This is a genomic window from Hylemonella sp. GW821-FHT10B10 (assembly GCF_059415585.1).
Window position 1 is genome coordinate 17,034 of the sequence record NZ_JBWKNN010000006.1, and the last position, 18,226, is coordinate 35,259.

The window sequence follows — 18,226 nt, forward strand, 5'->3', positions numbered from 1 at the left end:
TTTCCCTTCACGGTTTGGCCGCTGCCGGTGTCGCTGGCTGACCGGCGCCACGCATCGTCTGTAGCTGTGCCATCGGCAGGCCGAACACCCATTTGGCATAACCCGGCGCCTCTTCAAAATGGGCATGCCTCGCATCAAATCCCAGCCGCTTGATCGGCTGGCCTTGCGCCTGGCTGTAAACCCCGATGATGAAACCCGCAGGGTCTCGCACCACACCCCATTCCTGACGTCCCGTCATCGGGTCCGCATAAAGCTGACGCAAATGCCGTCGCACACCAGGCACCCGGGGGTCCTTCAGCAAGTCCTGCAGGTCACGGGGCCCCCGTGCAGCCAATGCACCGCTGGTATTGGCGGCTGTCGCCGCCACAGCAACCCCGGCATAGCTGTACAGTGCCCGCTCGAACTCGGCCCCTGTCGACAGCAAGGCCTGTTCCGCATCCCGGCGCCCCGCCTGCGCGCCTAGCTGCAAAGCCGCAGAAGCACCCAGAGCCAATACCGCCACGGCCATCAGCAGCAGCACATAGGCAAAGCCATACTGCGCCCGCCAGCCGTGGCTGACCTGCCCACTACCACTCCGCATAGGGTCGCCCGTTGCGCCCGTTCCCAGGCGCCCCGCTCCGGATGTCATAAACACGCCCCTTGTGACCGCTGGGCACCTCAACGATCTGCCAGGTGGCATCGGAGTCCGTCACTGGATCGACAGGCAGTGTCTTGAGATAGTGCTTCTCCACTAGCTCCTCCAGACTCTCCGGGAAGCGGCCCTGGTCACCGTAGAACTTGTCGATGACATCCCGCACGCCCCGCAGATTGTCACGGAGCACGGTTTCCTTGGCTACATCGATCCGGTCTGCATACCGTGGAACCACCAAAGTCAGCAGCACCGCGACGATGGCCAACACCACCAGCAGTTCGATCAGGGTGAATCCTCTATTGCGCATTGTCATCACCAACGCCTCAAGGTCACACCGTTCAGACCTATCAGCGACGACAGGCTGAAAACGTCGTACACATCGTCACCTTCGGCCAGGTCGGTTGGCTCGCTCGCATAGGAGCGCTTGCCCCAGGTCTGGGCATCCTCAACGTTTGGGTCTTCGAAAAAAGGGTCTCGGGGAACACGTCGCAAAAAGTACAACTTGCCACGCTTTGGGTCCCGCTGGTCAGTCACCCCGTCAACCAAGACCTCCAGGTTTCTGGGATAACCCGTCGTACCGGCATCACGATGTACCCGTCCTTCGTCACCAGCCTTTTTGTAGGCATCGATGGCCGTACGGATTTCAGTCAACGCTGCCCGCAACTGCTGCTCCTTACCCCGCTGCACCTGAATCTGTGCCACCGGCACCACAAGACTGGCCAGCACCGCCAGAATGGCCAGGGTCACGAGCAACTCCACCAGCGTGAAGCCGCACTCCCGCCACAGCGGCCAGCTGCCACCCCGCTTCAAAAATGCTGGCGGCCTACGCATACGCCGTCAGGGAGCAACGCCGATCACCAGCGGTGACGGCAAAGGCGCACTCACCGCCTTGCCACCCTGAGCCACGGGCGCCATGCTCAGCAGCTGGACCCGCGCATCGGCGCTGGCGGCCGCAGTTGCCCGAAGATTCACCGTCGCCACCACCCCGCTGCCGGTCGCCCCCGAATCGCCGGAACGCGTCACCGTCAGCACGATCTGGCCACTCGGGTCCACCCGGCTGCTGAAATTCGTCTGTGCTCCGCCCTGCTTGAGGAAATCCCCTTCGGTCACGGACACCACCTGCATGCTGCGCGCGTCAAATCCGACCGCCAGGGGCAAACTCATCATGGGTTGGCTGGACTGCATCGTCAGCTGCACTGCAAACACATCGCCGACCTTCACCTTCTCTGGCCCCTGCCAGGCCAGCGCTGTCGGGGTCTGCGCCCCGCCAGCATCGCCATTTCCTTGCGATGCAGCCGCCCCGTTCGCCGCCTTGACCGCCCCCTCAGCTGAAGCATTACCCGCCGCTGTTGCAGGTTTCGCGTTTGTGTCCGTACTTCCCCAACTGAAGCCGCTGAGACTGGTTTCCGTCCCTGAATCAAACTCCAAATTGGAAGTACCGGGTCGAGTGAGATTGCGCAGAATGCGCGGTGTGATGGACAGAACAATTTCTGTCTTGGAGGTATCGTCGCGCTGCTCTCCGAACAAGCGTCCCAGGAGCGGTATATCGCCCAGGCCGGGAACCTTGTTCCCCGTCTGCCGGTCCTCGTTGTTGATCAAACCTGCGAGCACCTGGTTTTCGCCGTCCTTCAAACGCAGGATGGTCTGCGCTGTCCGCGTTCCTATCTGGTAGGCCAAAGAGCCCGATTTCGTTTGCACCTGACTGGTCACGCTGCTCACTTCCAGTGAAATTTTGATGGCTACTTCACCTTCGATGGAAATCGTCGGTTCTACATCCAGCTTCAGTCCCACATCCACGTAGTTCACCGATTCCGCCACGAAACCGGTGGCAGTCGAGGTAGACGTGATGTTGGGCACTCGCTCGCCAATCAGAATCTTGGCCTTCTCGCGGTTGCGCACACGGATACGCGGATTGGCCAGGATATTCGCGTCCGTGTCCACCTTCTTGGCATTGATGGTGGTTGGCCCTATGGTGGCGCCAATGGTTTCCGCATTCAGTCCACGCAAGTCAGCAACTGACAAGGCCCCCGTGGATGCTGCCAAAGGGCTCAAACTGATCTGCTCCGGCCAGCGTATGCCCAAGTCAAGCAAACGGGTGCGCTTGACCTCGAGTATCTCCACCTCCAGCATCACCTCGGATTCCGCCACATCATGCATGGCCACTAGCCTGGCCGCCATGCGGATCGCCTCCGGTGTGTCCCGCAGGATCAGCAAGTTCAGTTTCTCGTCCACCACCACATCACGCGACTTGAGGATGGTCTTCAGCGTGCTGGCCACCACCTTGGCCTCTGCATTGCCTAGGTAGAAAGCCTTGACCGTGAGGGACTGGTAGTCCTTCTGCTTGGCCTGCGTATTGGGATAGATCAGCACCGAATTCGCGTCAAGCACCCGCTGCTCCAGCTGATTGGTCAGCAAGGTCAGGTTCACGGCGGCTTCGATGGTCGAGTTCTTCAGAAAGATGGAAGTCTTCTGATCCGAGCGCACATCCTTGTCAAACAGGAAGTTCAAACCCGAGGTGCGCGAAATCACTTCGAACACCGATTTCAACGGTGCATCCTTGAACTCAATCGTGATGGGCTTGCGGTAGGCCTCAGCCAACAGGACCGTGCCCGTCTTTTTCTGGTTGGTCTCCTCCAGGTCCTGCAACAGGGCCTTGGCCTTGCGGTTTTGCGAGTCCTCGGTCAACACCATGCGCAGCCAGTTCTCGGCCACCTTGTCTTCCTTGCGATCCAGCGCCTGCTGGGCTGCATTCATCCATTTAGCATGACGCTGGGCTGCTGCGATGGCATTCAGTCCATCCTGCGCGCGAGGATTCCCCGGCTGCCAAGTCATCGCACGCCGGAATGCCGCACGCGCATCGTCATACCGCTCCTCGTCCAGCGCCTTGCGTCCCGCCGCGAGAGCCGCGGAAACCAGCCCTTCGCGGGTCTGCAGGACAGCAATGCGGAATTTGGCCGAATCCGTCTCCCTCTGGCTTGCCTCCTCGAAACGCGCCAGCGCCTCCTCGGTGCGCCCTTCACGGGCCAGGTCCTGGCCTTCACGGTAAGCGCGTTCGCTGGCACAGCCCGCCAGCACAAGGCCGACCAGCAAGCCCAGCAGAGTCCGCCGGATACGCCCGTCCCTGATCCACTTCATCGCGTTTCTCCAATCACCAGATTCTGGGACAGGCCCAGCGGCAAATACATCAGTTCCATCTGCGGCGGCTTGATCGAATCCACACGGTACTGGCCTTCCAGCACCTGCCCCTCGCGCACCACAAACGTTTTTTCACCTTGCCCCAGATAAACCTCCCAGCTGCCGTTTTCCTGCTTCTTACCCAGATAGACGTAAGGCATGGTCGGCGCCGTCGGTACAGGCTCGGGCACCACCACGGGCTTGAGCTTGGGTGCCGGCGGCGTCCAACTGTGCTGGCTGAATAGATCTCGCACCGGCGCACGTTGCCCGGACTTCACCAATTGATCACGCGGAACCAGCACCTGGGCGCCGTGCAATGGTGCTGGCGTGGCCAACTCAAGCACCGGCTGGCCAGGAGATGCAAGCCGCGCTGCAGGTTGCACCCGCGGCGCCACCACGGCTACGGCACCATCCGCAGGTGTCTTGTCACCAAACACCGCCAGCAACAAGGCACCCACGAACACGGGGCCCAAAATCCACCAGCGCTTGTGCTGCCCCTTGGTGCCCATCAGGTGCTCCCCTTCCCGGACCTGGCCGGGTTGGTCCAGATCGACACGCGCAGGCGTATCTCGCCTTGCCTCTGCCCCACGGACTCACGTTTGAGCAGCATCTGGTCCACACTCACTCCAGGAAATTCGAGCAGCACGGCTTCTACAAATTGCCGCACTTGCGGGTATGCAGCCCGCAGCGGGAAGGTCAGCTGCAAACGCCGCAGACCGCCCAGCCCTTCGCCCGTCACCTGAAAATCCGTTTCCGACAGTGTCAGACCCTTGCTCTGCGCAATCCGCCCCAGGCGCCGCAGCACCTCGCTGACTTCCTGCTCAGACAATGTCACGCGGTCCAGCTCCGCCACCAACGCCATATCCTGCTGTCCGGTCAGCTCTGATGGACTCACCGTCCGCATGGCTTGCCCGGACTGCAATCCCTGCAACTCCGCCCGAGCCTGTGCCAGTTGCTGAGCGCCGCCCGGCAGCAACACCAGCCAGAGCGCCAGGCTCCCCACCAGCAAAGCCAGCACACCCAGCCAGACCATGCCATGGCGCCACAGCAGGATCTCCAGCCGCAGACGCCCGTGCCCCACTTTCATCCAAGCCGGCTTCATCGCGCCCCCTCCTGCAGGTTCGAGACCAGCGTCGCCTGCCGCGTGGGCAGCAACATCAGCTCGAAGGTCAAGCGCATGGGCCGGTTCGCATCCTGGCCATTCGTCTCATGCTTGTTGTAGGTCAGACGTCCCAGCACGCCCTGGCCCTGCAAGGCTGCGGCATATTGCAGCAGGGTGTCGAGCGACTTGGCCTCCGCCTGCAAGCGCACCGTTCCGCGCTGCCCGTCCGGCTCCACGCTGACCAGCGCCACCTGCGGTGGCGTGGAGCGTTCCAGTTGTTCGAACAATTCCTGCCAGGGGATGTTGAGTTGCCGAGCCACCGCCCGCAGTCCCTGCCGCTGGTCCGTGCTCAAGGCCTGCCCCGCCACCAGCCCTGCGTCACGTCGTACCGCGGTGGATGTGCGTGCCGCCACCGGCTTCGCGGGCGTAGAACGCAGCGCCTGCACCTGGGCTTGCACCGCCTCCATCTCCTGCCTCTGCTGCCAAGCCACCCAGCCACCCCAGGCCAAAGCTGTCAGCGCCACACCAGCCAGCGCCAATGCGGCAACTGTTGTACGCATCCGGCTCTGCCGGCCCCACAGCGTCCAGCGCGGCGCGGTCTCCCAGTGAAGCATTGCCGTGGAAGGTTCAAGCCGCATGCCTAGCCCCTTCCCCTTCCAAGCACTGTCGCGCGCACCAGGCCGCCTGCACCGCCTCCGGGGCATCCAGCGGCGCGGTCGGCATCTTGCCAGCAGGGCGCCAGGGCAAGGTCTTCAAAGATTCATGCTCTGCAGCCTTGTCACCCCCTTCGAACAAAGCCAGCAAATGCAAGTTTTCCTGCCCACTGTCCACACGCAACATCTCACGCCGACCTTCCTGTGCGGCCAGCGTCTGTAAAGTCTTCAAGCTACTGGCGCCCGGCCAACGCACACTGCGCAAGGACACCATGCGCCCGGCCTCGCGCCGCTGCACATACAGGCGCTGCGCCACGGCCACGGCCAGCCAGCCCGTCTGCGGCCACTGGGTCTGCCCCTGTTGTTGCGCCAGCAGCAGAGGCGTGTGCAGCGCAATCCCGCCCCAGCGCGCCCGCATGGCCGCCCAGACCGGCTCCCACACAGCCGGCACAGCGGTACACAGAAACGCGCCCTCGGCTTGCCAATCACCCGTCACCATCCACCCGCCTGACGGGCCGGCGCCCCAAAGCTGCTGCGCTCTGGCCGCAGCCACCGCATGCAACTCGGACAAGGAGGCCGTCTGGGCCGGCACGCTTTGCACCCAATGCCGGGCCAGGCTGGGCGCCAGGCACACCTGCACCGGCTGCCGCGTCGCGCTCGCCTGCGGCGCCTGGTTCAGCACCCACTCCCGCACGGCGGTCGGTCCATCCACATCCTCAGGCCAGTCCCAGTTCTGCCAGTCCGTCGCCTCCGGCGCCAGCCAGGCCACCCCCCGCTCGGAGACACCGAGCACCAGCGGCAGCACCGGTAAGGCGGACTTACTGCGCCAGCGTGACACGTCGCACCTCCTCCAGCGTGGTCGCGCCTGAACGTACCAGGTCCAGCGCCGCCTCCAGCAGCGTGCGCGTGCCGCGCTGTCGTGCCGCCTCCTTGATCTGGCGCACCGGCAGGCGCTGGATGATCATCTCGCGCAGCTCATCGTCCAGCAGCAGAAACTCCGCAATCGCCCGCCGCCCTCGGAAACCCGTGCCGCGGCAGTCGCCGCAGCCCGCGCCTTTCATGAACTTCGCATCCGTCCACTGCCCGGCGTCCAGTCCCAGCTTCTCGAACTCCAGCGCCTCGGGCTGGTAGGGCTGGCGGCAATGCGTGCAATTCACCCGCACCAGGCGCTGCGCCCAGATGCCGTTGAGTGCCGACACCAGGGTGTAAGGGTCCAGACCCATGTGTGTGAAACGGCCGAATACGTCGAACACATTGTTCGCATGCACCGTGGTCAGCACCAGGTGGCCGGTCAGGGCTGACTGCACCGCAATCTCGGCCGTCTCACGGTCGCGGATTTCGCCCACCATGATCTTGTCGGGGTCGTGCCGCAGGATAGAGCGCAGGCCGCGCGCAAACGTCAGCCCCTTCTTCTCGTTCACCGGGATCTGCAGCACCCCGGGCAGCTGGTATTCCACCGGGTCTTCGATGGTGATGATCTTGTCCCGCCCCGTATAGGTCTCGGCCAGCGCGGCATAAAGCGTGGTGGTCTTGCCCGAGCCCGTGGGGCCCGTCACCAACAACATGCCGTAGGCGGCCTCCGTCAGAGTGCGCATGGTCTTGAGCGCCACCGCATCAAAACCCAGCGCCTCCAGACTCAGCTTGCCATGCGCTTCGATCATGGCCTGCTTGTCCAGAATCCGCACCACCGCATCCTCTCCGTGGATGCTGGGCATGATGGACACACGCAGGTCGATCAGCCGCCCCTGGGCCCGTACCTGGAAGCTGCCGTCCTGCGGCACACGCCGCTCGGCAATGTCCAGCTCAGCCAGCACCTTGAGGCGCGAGATGGTCTGTTCCGCCACGGCGCGGTCCTGGATCTCCGTCACATCGTCCAGCACTCCGTCGATGCGGTAGCGCACCGCCAGCCCGATGGGTGTGGACTCCAGGTGCACGTCGCTGGCCCCGGCGCGCAGGGCGTCGTAGAGCGTGGAGTTCACCAGCCGCACCGCCGGGCTCGCCGCATCCGTGGCGCTCACCAGGGACAGCACCTCAATGCCCTGATCTGCCTCGGACTTGTCCGAGCGCATGGACTCCAGGCTGTCCACCGCCCGCAGCGACGCCTCCTGCTGCGTCAGATAGGCGTGCAAGTCTTCTGGCGTGCACAGCACCTGCTGCACCGCCTGGCCCGCCGCCTGTTCCAGCTGGGCCAGCACATCGCCGTCAAAAGGGTCGGTCAGGGCGGCCACCCAGATGCCGGGGTCATCGGCTCGCTGCAGCAGCACAGCGCGCTGGGTCTGCGCCCGGGCCATGGGCCAGAGGTCCAGCCGGGCGGTCTGCGGGTTCAGCGCCAGGTTGTCCCAGAAAGGCAGGTCAAACTGGGTCGCCAGCCAGGCGGCGGCCTCACGCGGATGCATCTGATGCGCTTCGGCCAGCACATCCACCAGCGGCCGACCACTGACCTGTGCACGAGCACGCAGACCCTGCAGTCCCTCCAGCGTCGGTGCCGCCACCGTGTCTGTCATCAGAAGCTCCCCGCCAAATCAAAGATGGGCATGTACAGCAAGACCACGATGACCCCGATCACCAGGCCGATGGCCGCCATCAGGATGGGCTCAAAGGCCTTGCTGAACTGTTCGATCCAGCGTGTGGTCTCCGTATCGTAAAAGGCCGCCGTGCGCCCCAGCATCTGACCCATCTGCCCCGTCTGCTCGCCCACCCGCAGCATGCGCAGGGAGACCGGTGTAGCCAGGCCATGCCGCTCCAGCGCGCTGGACAGGCTTTCGCCCTGGCCCACGGCCAGACGTGCGGCCTGCAGCCGGCCCACGGTGTCCTGCGGCAAGACGGCTTCGCAGAGCTGCATGGCCCGCATGATGGAAATGCCCCCGTCCAGCAGCATGCCCAGCGTGAGGTACAGGCGCGTCAGCGTCAGGATTTCCAGGCGCTGTCGCACACCGGGCAGCACCCGCAGCAGGCGGCTCCACTGGCCCGTGCGCAGCAAACGGCGCGCGCCCCAGACCAGCGCCACCACGGCCACGGCCAGGCCGCCCACCAGCCAGAGCGCATAGTGGGCGGCGAACTGCCCCCAGGCCAACAGCACCTGTGAGGCCCAGGGCAGGCTGCGCCCGCCGCCCTGGTAGACCGAGGCAAAGCGCGGCACCACATAACCCAGCAGGAACAGCGCGACGGCCAGGCCCACGCAGAACAGTATGGAGGGATAGATGGCCGCGCTGACCACTTTGTGTTTCAAGGTTCGTAGCCGCGTTTCGTAAGACACGTAACGCTCCAGCGCCCGTGGCAGGTCGCTGGTGCCTTCGGCGGCCTGCACCACGCCCACAAAGAGAGGGGGGAACACCTCGCCCTGCTGCGCCAGCGCCTGCGAAAGGCGTTGCCCTTGTTGCAGGGCATCCCGCAGGCGCTGCAGCACAGCCCGCAGATGGGCTTGCCCCGCGCGCTCCAGCAAGGCGTCCAAGGCCTCCACCACGCTCAGGCCCGCACTGACCAGGGCCAGCAATTCCTGGGCGAACAAGAGCAGGTCAAAGGGTTTGCTGCGCCGCGCAGGCAGCCAAGCCTTGCCGGCTGCCACCTTGAGCGACAGCAGCGCCAGACCGCGGGATTGAATCAGCGTTTGCGCATGCGCCGCGTCCAAGGCCTCCAGCTCAAAGGCCTCGATCTGCTGCTGCGCGCTGAGTGCACGCACCTCGAATTTCATGACGGCGCCCCTCGCGCCCCGTCAATGGTTGCTGACGTCGGCCGCATCGCCCGTACCTCCGGGCTGGCCGTCCTTGCCGTAGCTCAGCAAATCGAAGTCGCCCTTGCTGCCCGGGCTGGTGTAGAGATAGGGCTTGCCCCAGGGGTCGGGCGGCGCGGCTTTTTCGAGGTAGGGGCCGTTCCACTTGGCGGCGCGCGCGCTGTCGGCGGGGCGGTTTACCAGGGCGCCCAGACCTTCTTCGGTGCTGGGGTAGCTGCCGGTGTCGATGCGGTAGGCACCGAGAGCACGGCTGAAAGCTTCGATCTGGGATTTGGCGACGGCTTGTTCGGACTTGCCGAGTTGGCCGAAGTATTTGGGGCCGACGTAGGCGGCGAGAAGGCCGATGATGGCAACCACCACCAGAAGCTCTAACAGGGTAAACCCTCTCAGTTTGCCTCTACCATCATATCTAGTCGGTTGGTACACACCCAATTTATGTCTTGCTTTCATGCGATCAAGTTCGGACTTAATTATCCAACGGCGTACTAGGTCTCCACCTACTATCTAACTCTGGGGTCATTCTGATTCTTCAGCACCAAACGGACACCACGACATTTAGTATGCAAATACTTCCAAAATGCAACCAACCACTGCCGCATGGACTTTGACTCTTTCATTTCCAATCGCGCCAGATCACGTTTAGCGTATTCATGCCCTAAGTCCGCAGCTCGAATCAGGAATTTCTTTGCGCGCTCTATACCCTCAGGTGTGCCTCTATCAACGTTTAAAACATAAGCCCAATAAGCTGCAGATGGATGCGACAAATTAGACGCTTCCTCCATAAAGTTTCTGGCCTCTTCTGAGCGTCCTAAACGCATCAACAAGGAGCCCAAATAGTACGCACCTTGCTGCCGGTCATATTCATATGCAGTTCTATACAGACCAATAGATCGATCCGTATCCGCTGTCACGCCTAAGCCTTGCTCATATAGCCACCCTAATTGCAAGGCTCCCTCCTTAGCACCCAAAGAAAGCGCCTCTTCGAGATACATCCGAGCTTCTTCGTGATGCTCGATCTCAAGAGAAGCATATGCGTTGCTCAAGAGTTTTTGCACTTTCTCATCCATCACATTTCCCTTATGGCGTTGGCGGAGCCGGGGGAGGCGGTGGCTCGGGCGGCGTAGGACCAGGTGGGCCTGGAGGCTTAGGTGGTGCCGGTACTGGTTTTTGAGGTATAGGTGGTCTAGGCGGCGGCGGCGGCGGACGTCTATCAGTTGCATAGCAAAGCAAACAGAATACCACTTGTACAAAATTTCTTTTTACTGTTTTACAAACAGCTTTGCACACATCGCCGGCACCGCAGACTGGACCACTTCCCGCTCCAGACCATGGTGACCATGGAGACAATCCAGTTGGATCAGTTAGTCCCAAAGGATCGGCATTGACATAGGCATAGACGTTATCACCCCCATCTAACCCAATGGGATCAGCCGAAATAAACCGTTTTCCAAGTTGAGGATCGTAGTAGCGAGCACGATAGAAATACAAACCAGTACCATCATTTTCTCGACCCGTATACTGAATTGGATTACCTGTGGAATCCGGCCCAACTGTATTGCTCTGTCCATATGGACTGTATGCATAGCTATTCTGCAAATTCGAATTGTCATCATCCGAAAACTGTGCAATCACGCTATTGAGCGCATCCGTTATATAAATGCGACTATCGGCTGAGTCCTTTTGTCCAGCACTGTTAATGCTAGTACGAGCGATAGTTTCATCAAGGCTCAAACCCGTGAGCAGACGGTGGCTTAGCTTACCGTCTCGGATTTCGCCCAACGCTTGTGCACCCTCGTAAAGGTATTGCACAGTACTGGTTTGACTGCCTTGCGTGATCGTGTTTTGAACCCGACGTCCAAACGCGTCGTAGTTGAAGTTTGCTGTCAACAGACTTGACCCGCTTACTCCACTCTGTTCAATCCGAAGCAGCCTATCACTGGCATCCCATACATAAAGCGTCTGCTCACTGGTATCCGCCGCGTTCTGCTTCTGCACCAGATTGCCGTTGGCGTCATAGGTCAGGTTGTAGGTCTTACTCGTGCCGCCAAGGTTCAGGGTGATGGCCGTCATGCGATTGGCCGCATCGAAGACGGCCGTCATGGGCGTTTCGCCCTGGCCCGTGCCGTTGGCGTTGAGCGTGGTCCGGGCGGTACGGCGGCCATTGGCGTCGTACTCGTAGTCAATCTGCTCGATGAGTTGCTCGCCGGCCGTGCCGGCCGCCTTGAGGTACTTGATCTGGCTCAGGCGGTCCAGGCTGTCGTAGCCATAGGCTTGGGTGATCAGGTCCGGGGTGTTACCGGCCTGGACCTTGCGCGCGCTCAGGCGGCCTGCGGCGTCATAGCTGTAGTTGGTGGCGTGATCCTGGCCCCCGACGTTGGTGGTGTGGCCCAGCAGGCGGTCGGCGTTGTCCCAACGATAAGTCGTCACCTCCGGTGCGGCGATGCCCGTGCCGCTCAAGGTGCGGCGGGTCATGCGGCCCAGGCTGTCGTACTGGTAGGCCAGGGTGTGGCTGCCGGCGGCCGTGGTGCTGGTGGTCTGGACGATACGGTTGACGGCGTCGTAGACATAAGTGTTGACGCTGCTGGCGTCACGCACCTCGCTGAGGCGGCCCGTCGCATCGTACTGGTAGCTCACCGTGCGGTCCGGCAGCTCCAGACTCGCCAGCTGGCCGCGCTCGTTGTAGCGCAGAGTACTGAGCTGGCCCTTGCGGTTGGTGACCTTGCTCAGGCGGCCAGCGACGTCGTACTCATAGGTCTCACTCTGATTGAGCGCATCAGTCTTGCTAATCAGCCTACCATTTACGTCGTAACCATAGCGCTCAATCTGAACACCTGCGGAATTAGTGATGCTCGTCAAACGTCCTGCAGCGTCAAAACTTTGATAAGCGTTTTGACTCAATGGGTCGGTGGCCTGAATGGCTTGGTCCAGGGTGTTGTACTGGAAACTACTGCTGTAGCCTAGGGGGTCCGTGCTGCCTATCGTACGGCCCAATCCATCTATCCCCAGGCGGGTTTCATTGCCTTGTGCATCGGTGATCTGGGCCAGATCGCCGGCGATGTTGTAGCCCAGACTGACCTTACGTTGACTAGGTGCAATGCTGCTGGCCACGCCGGACTGCACCACGGGGATACTAGCCACATTGACCTGCGCTGGCGCTACCGCCTGGTTGACCAAGCCCTGGGAGTTGTAACCGAGGCTAGTTTGAATTCCAACAGGGTTTGTAAATGCGATTAAACGACCTGCATTGTCATATGCGCTGCTGGTAAAAACAGGCGTGTAGCTGAGCTCCACTCCCCCCTGAGTACTGGGCACGCCGAGCAGAAAACGCGTGGCCTGTACAGGCTTGTTGAAGATGGGGTCGTACAGGGCCTCGATGCGCTGGCCCAGGGCATCGACCACGGCCGTGAGGTTACCCACAGTGTCGTACTCATATCTGGTCTCACGGCCCAGCGGGTCGATGGACTTGGTTTTCTGCTGCTTGGCGTCGTAGACGAACTGGGTGCGCTGGCCCAGGGGGTCGATGGCCTCGGTGGCCAGGCCGCGGGCGTTGAACTTGCTGCGACGCACCTGACCGTCTGGCTGGGTGACGATGACTTCCTGCACCGTGCCGCCGAAGAAGCGCCAGCCGGCGGCGCGGGTTTCTTCGGATTCCACATCCGGGCAGGTGCCCGCCAGGGGAATGGCGATGGTGTTGCCGCCGCTGGGCGCGAGGATGCGCGTGGACAGGGACTGGCCGGCGCGGCAGGTGTAATCCCACACCCGGCCGCTACCGCCACCGACGGGCTCCAGGCCACCTTCACCGCCCAGGACCTTGACCACACAGGCGCCGGTGCGACGGTAGGCGAACTTCCAGGTCTCCCCGGTGGAGGTCACCTGCTTGACGACACGGTCTGTGCCATAGGTGTTGACCGTGGGCGTGCCCGAATCCGGGTAGAGGATGGAGCTCAGCAGACGCATGCTGGGGGGCACGAGGTCCGCAGAGCAGGCGATCTGTGCTGAACCACTGTCCGTGTTGGTATAGAGGGGCACGGACTGGTAGGTGTATTGCGTGGCGCGGTTGGCGGCGTCCGTGACCTTGCTCACGCGGCCTTCGCTCGTGTACTCATAGTCCACCCGGCGGCCCGTGTGGTCCGTGATGCGGGACACGAAACCATTGGAGCCGTAACTCATGCTCAGGCCACGGCTGGCCAGCCCGTTGATGGACAGGATGCGGCCATTGCTCTGACGGCTGATGGTGGTGGTATTGCCGCTGGTGTCGATGATCTTGGTCAGGAACTGCGGCGGACCGCCACGGATGACACCCGGAATGCCTGCAAAGGGCTCGAAATACCAGCGCGTGCCGTCCTTGAGGACGAACTCCCAGTTGCCGCCCGACACAGCACGTGCATAGGCACCGGCGTAGCGGGTGTCGTCCACGGGGCGGTACTTGCCCGTGCCGTCATCAACCAGATTGACGTAGATGCCGCCGGGCATGACCACGCGCTTCTGCACACCACTCATGGGCCAGAAGCTGATGTCGTAATCAAACGTCCAGCCATAACCAAAGCTGGTGATGGTGCCGGCACGGTTGTCGAAGGCGTCCACGGGGTTGTAGCGCAGACCGGAATTCACAGCCGTCACGCCACCGAAGGACAAGCCGCTGTTGTAGCGCGCCATTTCCTGGCCGGTGAAGAGGTCCACCGGGTTGCCGGCCGTGCCCGCAGCCTGGGCCTGCCCATCGCAAGTCGGGCAAGGCTGCGGCGGCTTGGGTACGGGCGGGCAGCTCAAACTGAACAGGCCGCAGACACCGCAGAAGCGCGGGATACCCACGCCCGGATCGCTGGTGACGGTCTTGCCGTCGGCACTGACCGTGCCCAGGCCGGCCATCTTCCAGTCGCCGGTACCGCCCATGGGCGAGCCGTCGAACCACCAGATTTCCACCTTTTCGCCCGGGTCCTTTTCGGACACGTTGGGCAGGGTCACGGGGATGGGCGTGCTGGGGATGCCGCCCATGGGCGTGCCGAAGTAGAGCTGGTAGGCCTCTTTCATGGGGAAAGGCGGCGCGCCGACGGGCAGCTTGTCGGGGTCGATCTTCTGCACGGCGATGCGGGTTTTCTTCACACCGTCCCAGCCGGTGATGGTGGCACCTGCGGGCAGGGTGATGGCAAAACCGGGATAGCGCTCGTCGCTGATCTGCTGGTCCTGCGTGGCGTTGTCGATGGGCTTGAACAGCGCATCGGCCGGCGGCGGCTGGAGGATCCAGTCCGACATGGTGAGCAGCTCATTGGCCGCCAGGGTGATGTTGTAGGGCCAGATGGGGTAGAGGCTGTTGGCCGGCGTGGCGTCAAATCGCAGGGTGGTGACCCCGCTGGACAGACCCGTGAGCGTGAAGTTGCCGCCGGCGTCCGTCACCACCTGGTTGGTGGTGGTGTCCTGGCGCACGATGATGCCGGCGATGCCAGCACCAGAAGGCGTGATGAAACGGCCCTTGACGCCCGTGACGTTGTCCTTGGTGACGACACGCACGCTCACCTGGCTCTCACGCACCCAGGGCAGGCCGTTGAGTGTGGCTTCCGCACGCACCGTGACGGTGGCCTGGTTCAGGGCGGCCGCGCTGTCGGCCAGCAGGGTGAGCTTGCCGGTCTGGTAGGCGCTGAGCGCGGGCGGATCGAACTGGGCCGTCACCCCTGTGGGCAGGCCGCTGGCGCTGAGCCTGGCCAGGCCCTGGTAGGCGCTGGTGCCGGTATTGGTCATGTTCAGGACCAAGCTGGCACTGGAGCCCTGAATCACGTCCACGGTGGACGGGCTGACCTGGAAGCTGAAGTCCTGCTCGCGGATCACCGTGAAGACCGGGCTCAGGGCCGAGCCCAGGCTGTTGCTCACGGTGATGGGGCCGCTTTGCGCCGCTTCAGGCACAAGGACCTTGAGCTCGATGGCCGTGCCGGACTGCACGATGGCCGGCACATTGCCTGTGAAGGCGACAGTGTTGGCGCTGGCCGGCGAGGCGAAGCCCTCACCCGTCAGCGTGACCACACTGCCCACGGTGCCACTGGTGGGCGTGATACCACTGATCAGAACAGCCGTGGCCACGGGCGGGGTGGCCGTGAAGCTGAGTTGGCCCGGCGCGAAAGGCACGGCTGAGGCGCTGAGCACCACCGTACCGGCACCGGTAGCCTGGACGTTGAACGTCACGCTGGTCAAGCCGGGGTTGATGGTGACGCTGGACGGATGCTGCAGCGTAGCCGTGCCACTGCTGCTGAGGTTGACGGTGTAGGCGGTGGCGCCAGCGGCATAGGGGGCCGTGATGCTGACCGCCACGGTCTCACCCACCACCAGCGCCGTCTTGGCGGCCGACATGGCCAGCGGGGCCGGGCTGCCGACCGTCACGTTGGCCTGGCCAACGACAGCGCTGGGCGTGGGGTTGCCGTAGGTGGGTGCCACGGTCTGGCTGGCGCTGAGCACGGTCTCGCCCTGCTGCAAGGCCGTCACGCGGCCTTGGGCGCTGACGCTGGCCAGTGCCGCATCGGCCACAGCCCAACTGGTGTTGGGATCGTTGCTGATGTTACGGGTGCTGCCGTCGGAATAAGTACCCGTGGCCTGCACCTCGGTGCTCTGGCCGGGCGTGAGGCTGACACTGGACGGTGTGAGCGTGATGCCCGTGATTTCGGGAGCCACCACATTGACCACCACCTGGGCCGTGCTGCCGTTGAGACTGGCCACCACCGTGGACTGTCCCAAGTCCAAGGCCGTCATGGGCACGTCAATGGCAAGCACACCCGCGGGCACCGTCACCTGGGCCGGCAGGCCCAGCGCCCCGGTGTTGCTGTTGCTCAGACTGACGAGGGCCGGCTCTTGCGCCGCACGGTCCAGCGTAAGGCGCAGCTGCCCCAGTTTGCCTTTGGGCAGGTCTTGGCTGGCTGGCATCAAGCTGGCCAACACGGGCGGCGGCGGCGTGATGGTGACCGTGATGGCCTGCGTCGCGCCGTTGAGGCTGGCCATGAGCTGGGTGCTGCCCTCGGCCAGCGCCTGGACGCTGACCTCCGCCTCGATCTGGCCGGCGGGAATCAACAAAGTCTCGGGCACCTGCAGCAGAGCCGGGTTGGCGGCGGCCAGGTCGACCGTGACGTCTTCGTTCTGCACGGCATTCAGTCGCACCGTGACGGCGCCGCTGGCCCCCTGCTGCAAGCCCAGGGGACTGGGCAGCACCGAGGCCAGGGCCGCAGGTTGCGGGGTGACGACGACCGTAACGCTCTGGCTCGTGCCATTGAGGCTGGCCATCACCTGCGCCTGGCCCACGGCCAGGGCGCTGACCTGGAACTCGGCCTGGCTTAGACCAGCCGGCACGTTGACGGTGGCCGGCACCTGCACCGTACCCGCAGGTTGAGCGGAAAGCGCCACCGTGGTGACTGTGCTTTGCGCACTGTTGAGTTGGACCGTCAGCGTGCCGCTGGCCCCAACGATGAGGGTGCTGCTCGCCGGTGCGAGCGCCGCAACTGCGGCAGGCACTGGGGTGACCTGCACAGCCGACTCCACCGTGCTGCCGTTGAGTGTGGCCGCCACCAGGGTGTTGCCCACCTCGATCGCGTTGACGTTGAAGCTGGCCTGAATGGCCCCTGCCGGTACGGTGACGCTGGCAGGAATGCTCACGACCCCGCCGGTGCGAGCCTGTAGCGCGACGACCGTATTGGCGCTCTGTGCCGCCGAGAGCTGCACGGTCAACTGGGCGATACTGCCCTTGGTCAGCACGCTGGTAGCGGGTAGCAGGGATGTGACCGACACAGTGGCCGGCACCACGCGAACGATGGCCCAAGCACGCGATGGTCGATACTCGCCCGGCAAGGTGGCCGTGACATACGCAATGCCCGTGGCCTGTCCCTGTACTGCAAAGTTGGCGGTGGTCTGCCCGGCCGGAACAACGACGTTGGCCGGCACGCCGAGCTTGGCCGCATCCGAACTGACCAGGGTGACCGTGGTGTCCTGCTGCTGGCTGGGCGAAATGCGAAGCTGCAACTGACTAGTGGCCCCTTGTTGCACGGCGCTGTAGATGGGCCGCAAGGACACGACGCGCGGCGGTACCGGAGACACATTGACGGCCACGCTGTGTGTGCTGCCGTTGAGGCTGGCTGTCACAGAAGTCTGGCCGACGCCTTTGCCCTGCACCGGAATCGCCACCTGGGATTGGCCTGGGCCATAAGCCACGCTGCCGGCAACGGTGGCAATACCCGTATCCGCACTGCTCAGCGTCACGGCACCGGCCGCGGAAGGTGTGGGATTGAGCGTGGCCGTCAGCACCCCGTTCTTGCCATTGATCAATGCCAGCGGATTGGGCGCCAAGCCGCTGAGTGTGGAAGGCACGACGGGAATCTGGCCGGCCTGGATCTGGTAGTTGATGCGCACCGGTGCGGTGCCATTGACCTTGACCAGGATGAGGTTGAGCATGCCGGTGCGCAGCGAGATGTTTTTCTGGAAGGTGGGGATGGGCGCACCCTGCGCCGTGAAAACGTTGCTGGTGCTGACGACTTTCTGGAAGTTGACCCAGATTTCGACGGAGGCATTCTTGCCGCTGGGCCACTGCGCCGAGTTGTTGTTGATGGAAATATAGAAAGGACCGCTGACGTTACGGCCAACGGCAAAGCTGTCGATATCAGCAAAATTGGCCGCGCCCAGCCCCGTGGGCGTGATGGATGCACTCTGGGGACCATAGATCGTGGTCTGGGCTGCTGCGTGGGAAGCCCCCAGCAGGAGCAGCACCGCCCCCCAGCCTATCAGCCAGCCCTGCAGCCGACGCAACAGCGTCCGCACATTACTGCTTGTGATCCACGACATATCGCGCCTATCCCTGAGTGTGAAGATCGCAGGTCTTGCGCGTGCAAACCGCGGCTCACTTGGCACACGGCATGCGAGGCAGGCCTCCCAGCCCGCCCCGATCAAGCGCTTAGACCATGCTCACTTTCTGT

At 63.2% G+C, this 18,226-nt stretch carries 13 protein-coding genes; all 13 read right to left on the reverse strand.

Annotated features, from left to right (window positions below):
• Positions 1 to 7 precede the first annotated feature (7 nt).
• The 13 genes from AC07NT_RS18190 to AC07NT_RS18250 all read right to left on the reverse strand — a co-directional run bounded on the left by AC07NT_RS18190 (position 8) and on the right by AC07NT_RS18250 (position 18,095).
• Positions 8 to 520 carry a type II secretion system protein gene (locus tag AC07NT_RS18190; protein ID WP_498596573.1) on the reverse strand — a complete coding sequence of 171 codons (513 nt, stop codon included), beginning with the start codon at positions 518 to 520 and terminating at the stop codon, positions 8 to 10.
• Positions 521 to 566: 46 nt separating this feature from the next.
• Positions 567 to 944: a type II secretion system protein gene (locus tag AC07NT_RS18195; protein WP_498596572.1), complete on the reverse strand. Its 378-nt coding sequence runs from the start codon at positions 942 to 944 to the stop codon at positions 567 to 569.
• Positions 944 to 1,462 carry a type II secretion system protein gene (locus AC07NT_RS18200; RefSeq protein ID WP_498596571.1) on the reverse strand — a complete coding sequence of 173 codons (519 nt, stop codon included), beginning with the start codon at positions 1,460 to 1,462 and terminating at the stop codon, positions 944 to 946. The genes AC07NT_RS18195 and AC07NT_RS18200 overlap by 1 nt, the downstream gene beginning before the upstream one ends.
• A gap of 6 nt (positions 1,463 to 1,468) precedes the next feature.
• Complete coding sequence (locus AC07NT_RS18205; protein ID WP_498596570.1) at positions 1,469 to 3,766, reverse strand: secretin GspD/PilQ domain-containing protein; 2,298 nt, start codon at positions 3,764 to 3,766, stop codon at positions 1,469 to 1,471.
• A complete protein-coding gene (locus tag AC07NT_RS18210) occupies positions 3,763 to 4,314 on the reverse strand; it encodes a hypothetical protein (RefSeq protein ID WP_498596569.1) in 552 nt (183 codons plus the stop codon). The genes AC07NT_RS18205 and AC07NT_RS18210 overlap by 4 nt, the downstream gene beginning before the upstream one ends.
• Entirely contained in the window at positions 4,314 to 4,907 is a 594-nt protein-coding gene (locus AC07NT_RS18215; RefSeq protein ID WP_498596568.1) for a GspMb/PilO family protein, read from the reverse strand. Before AC07NT_RS18215 ends, AC07NT_RS18210 begins: the two co-directional genes overlap by 1 nt.
• Positions 4,904 to 5,467, reverse strand: a complete 564-nt coding sequence (locus AC07NT_RS18220; protein ID WP_498596567.1) for a hypothetical protein — start codon at positions 5,465 to 5,467, stop codon at positions 4,904 to 4,906. Before AC07NT_RS18220 ends, AC07NT_RS18215 begins: the two co-directional genes overlap by 4 nt.
• A gap of 67 nt (positions 5,468 to 5,534) precedes the next feature.
• Positions 5,535 to 6,398 carry a hypothetical protein gene (locus AC07NT_RS18225; RefSeq protein ID WP_498596566.1) on the reverse strand — a complete coding sequence of 288 codons (864 nt, stop codon included), beginning with the start codon at positions 6,396 to 6,398 and terminating at the stop codon, positions 5,535 to 5,537.
• Positions 6,379 to 8,064, reverse strand: coding sequence for a GspE/PulE family protein (locus AC07NT_RS18230; protein ID WP_498596565.1), 1,686 nt, complete (start codon positions 8,062 to 8,064; stop codon positions 6,379 to 6,381). The genes AC07NT_RS18225 and AC07NT_RS18230 overlap by 20 nt, the downstream gene beginning before the upstream one ends.
• Positions 8,064 to 9,251, reverse strand: a complete 1,188-nt coding sequence (locus tag AC07NT_RS18235) for a type II secretion system F family protein (RefSeq protein WP_498596564.1) — start codon at positions 9,249 to 9,251, stop codon at positions 8,064 to 8,066. Before AC07NT_RS18235 ends, AC07NT_RS18230 begins: the two co-directional genes overlap by 1 nt.
• Positions 9,252 to 9,272: 21 nt before the next feature.
• A complete protein-coding gene (gspG, locus tag AC07NT_RS18240; RefSeq protein WP_498596563.1) occupies positions 9,273 to 9,740 on the reverse strand; it encodes a type II secretion system major pseudopilin GspG in 468 nt (155 codons plus the stop codon).
• Positions 9,741 to 9,790: 50 nt separating this feature from the next.
• Entirely contained in the window at positions 9,791 to 10,357 is a 567-nt protein-coding gene (locus tag AC07NT_RS18245) for a tetratricopeptide repeat protein (protein ID WP_498596562.1), read from the reverse strand.
• 10 nt (positions 10,358 to 10,367) lie between these two features.
• A complete protein-coding gene (locus AC07NT_RS18250; RefSeq protein WP_498596561.1) occupies positions 10,368 to 18,095 on the reverse strand; it encodes an RHS repeat-associated core domain-containing protein in 7,728 nt (2,575 codons plus the stop codon).
• Between the last annotated feature and the right edge of the window lie 131 nt (positions 18,096 to 18,226).

What these genes read in the sequence shown, in the direction of transcription:
- AC07NT_RS18195 (WP_498596572.1), bottom strand. Translation starts at nt 944, where the DNA reads ATGACAATGCGCAATAGAGGATTCACCCTGATCGAACTGCTGGTGGTG.
- AC07NT_RS18200 (WP_498596571.1), bottom strand. Translation starts at nt 1,462, where the DNA reads ATGCGTAGGCCGCCAGCATTTTTGAAGCGGGGTGGCAGCTGGCCGCTG.
- AC07NT_RS18205 (WP_498596570.1), bottom strand. Translation starts at nt 3,766, where the DNA reads ATGAAGTGGATCAGGGACGGGCGTATCCGGCGGACTCTGCTGGGCTTG.
- AC07NT_RS18210 (WP_498596569.1), bottom strand. Translation starts at nt 4,314, where the DNA reads ATGGGCACCAAGGGGCAGCACAAGCGCTGGTGGATTTTGGGCCCCGTG.
- AC07NT_RS18215 (WP_498596568.1), bottom strand. Translation starts at nt 4,907, where the DNA reads ATGAAGCCGGCTTGGATGAAAGTGGGGCACGGGCGTCTGCGGCTGGAG.
- AC07NT_RS18220 (WP_498596567.1), bottom strand. Translation starts at nt 5,467, where the DNA reads ATGCGTACAACAGTTGCCGCATTGGCGCTGGCTGGTGTGGCGCTGACA.
- AC07NT_RS18230 (WP_498596565.1), bottom strand. Translation starts at nt 8,064, where the DNA reads ATGACAGACACGGTGGCGGCACCGACGCTGGAGGGACTGCAGGGTCTG.
- AC07NT_RS18235 (WP_498596564.1), bottom strand. Translation starts at nt 9,251, where the DNA reads ATGAAATTCGAGGTGCGTGCACTCAGCGCGCAGCAGCAGATCGAGGCC.
- gspG (WP_498596563.1), bottom strand. Translation starts at nt 9,740, where the DNA reads ATGAAAGCAAGACATAAATTGGGTGTGTACCAACCGACTAGATATGAT.
- AC07NT_RS18245 (WP_498596562.1), bottom strand. Translation starts at nt 10,357, where the DNA reads ATGGATGAGAAAGTGCAAAAACTCTTGAGCAACGCATATGCTTCTCTT.
- AC07NT_RS18250 (WP_498596561.1), bottom strand. Translation starts at nt 18,095, where the DNA reads ATGTCGTGGATCACAAGCAGTAATGTGCGGACGCTGTTGCGTCGGCTG.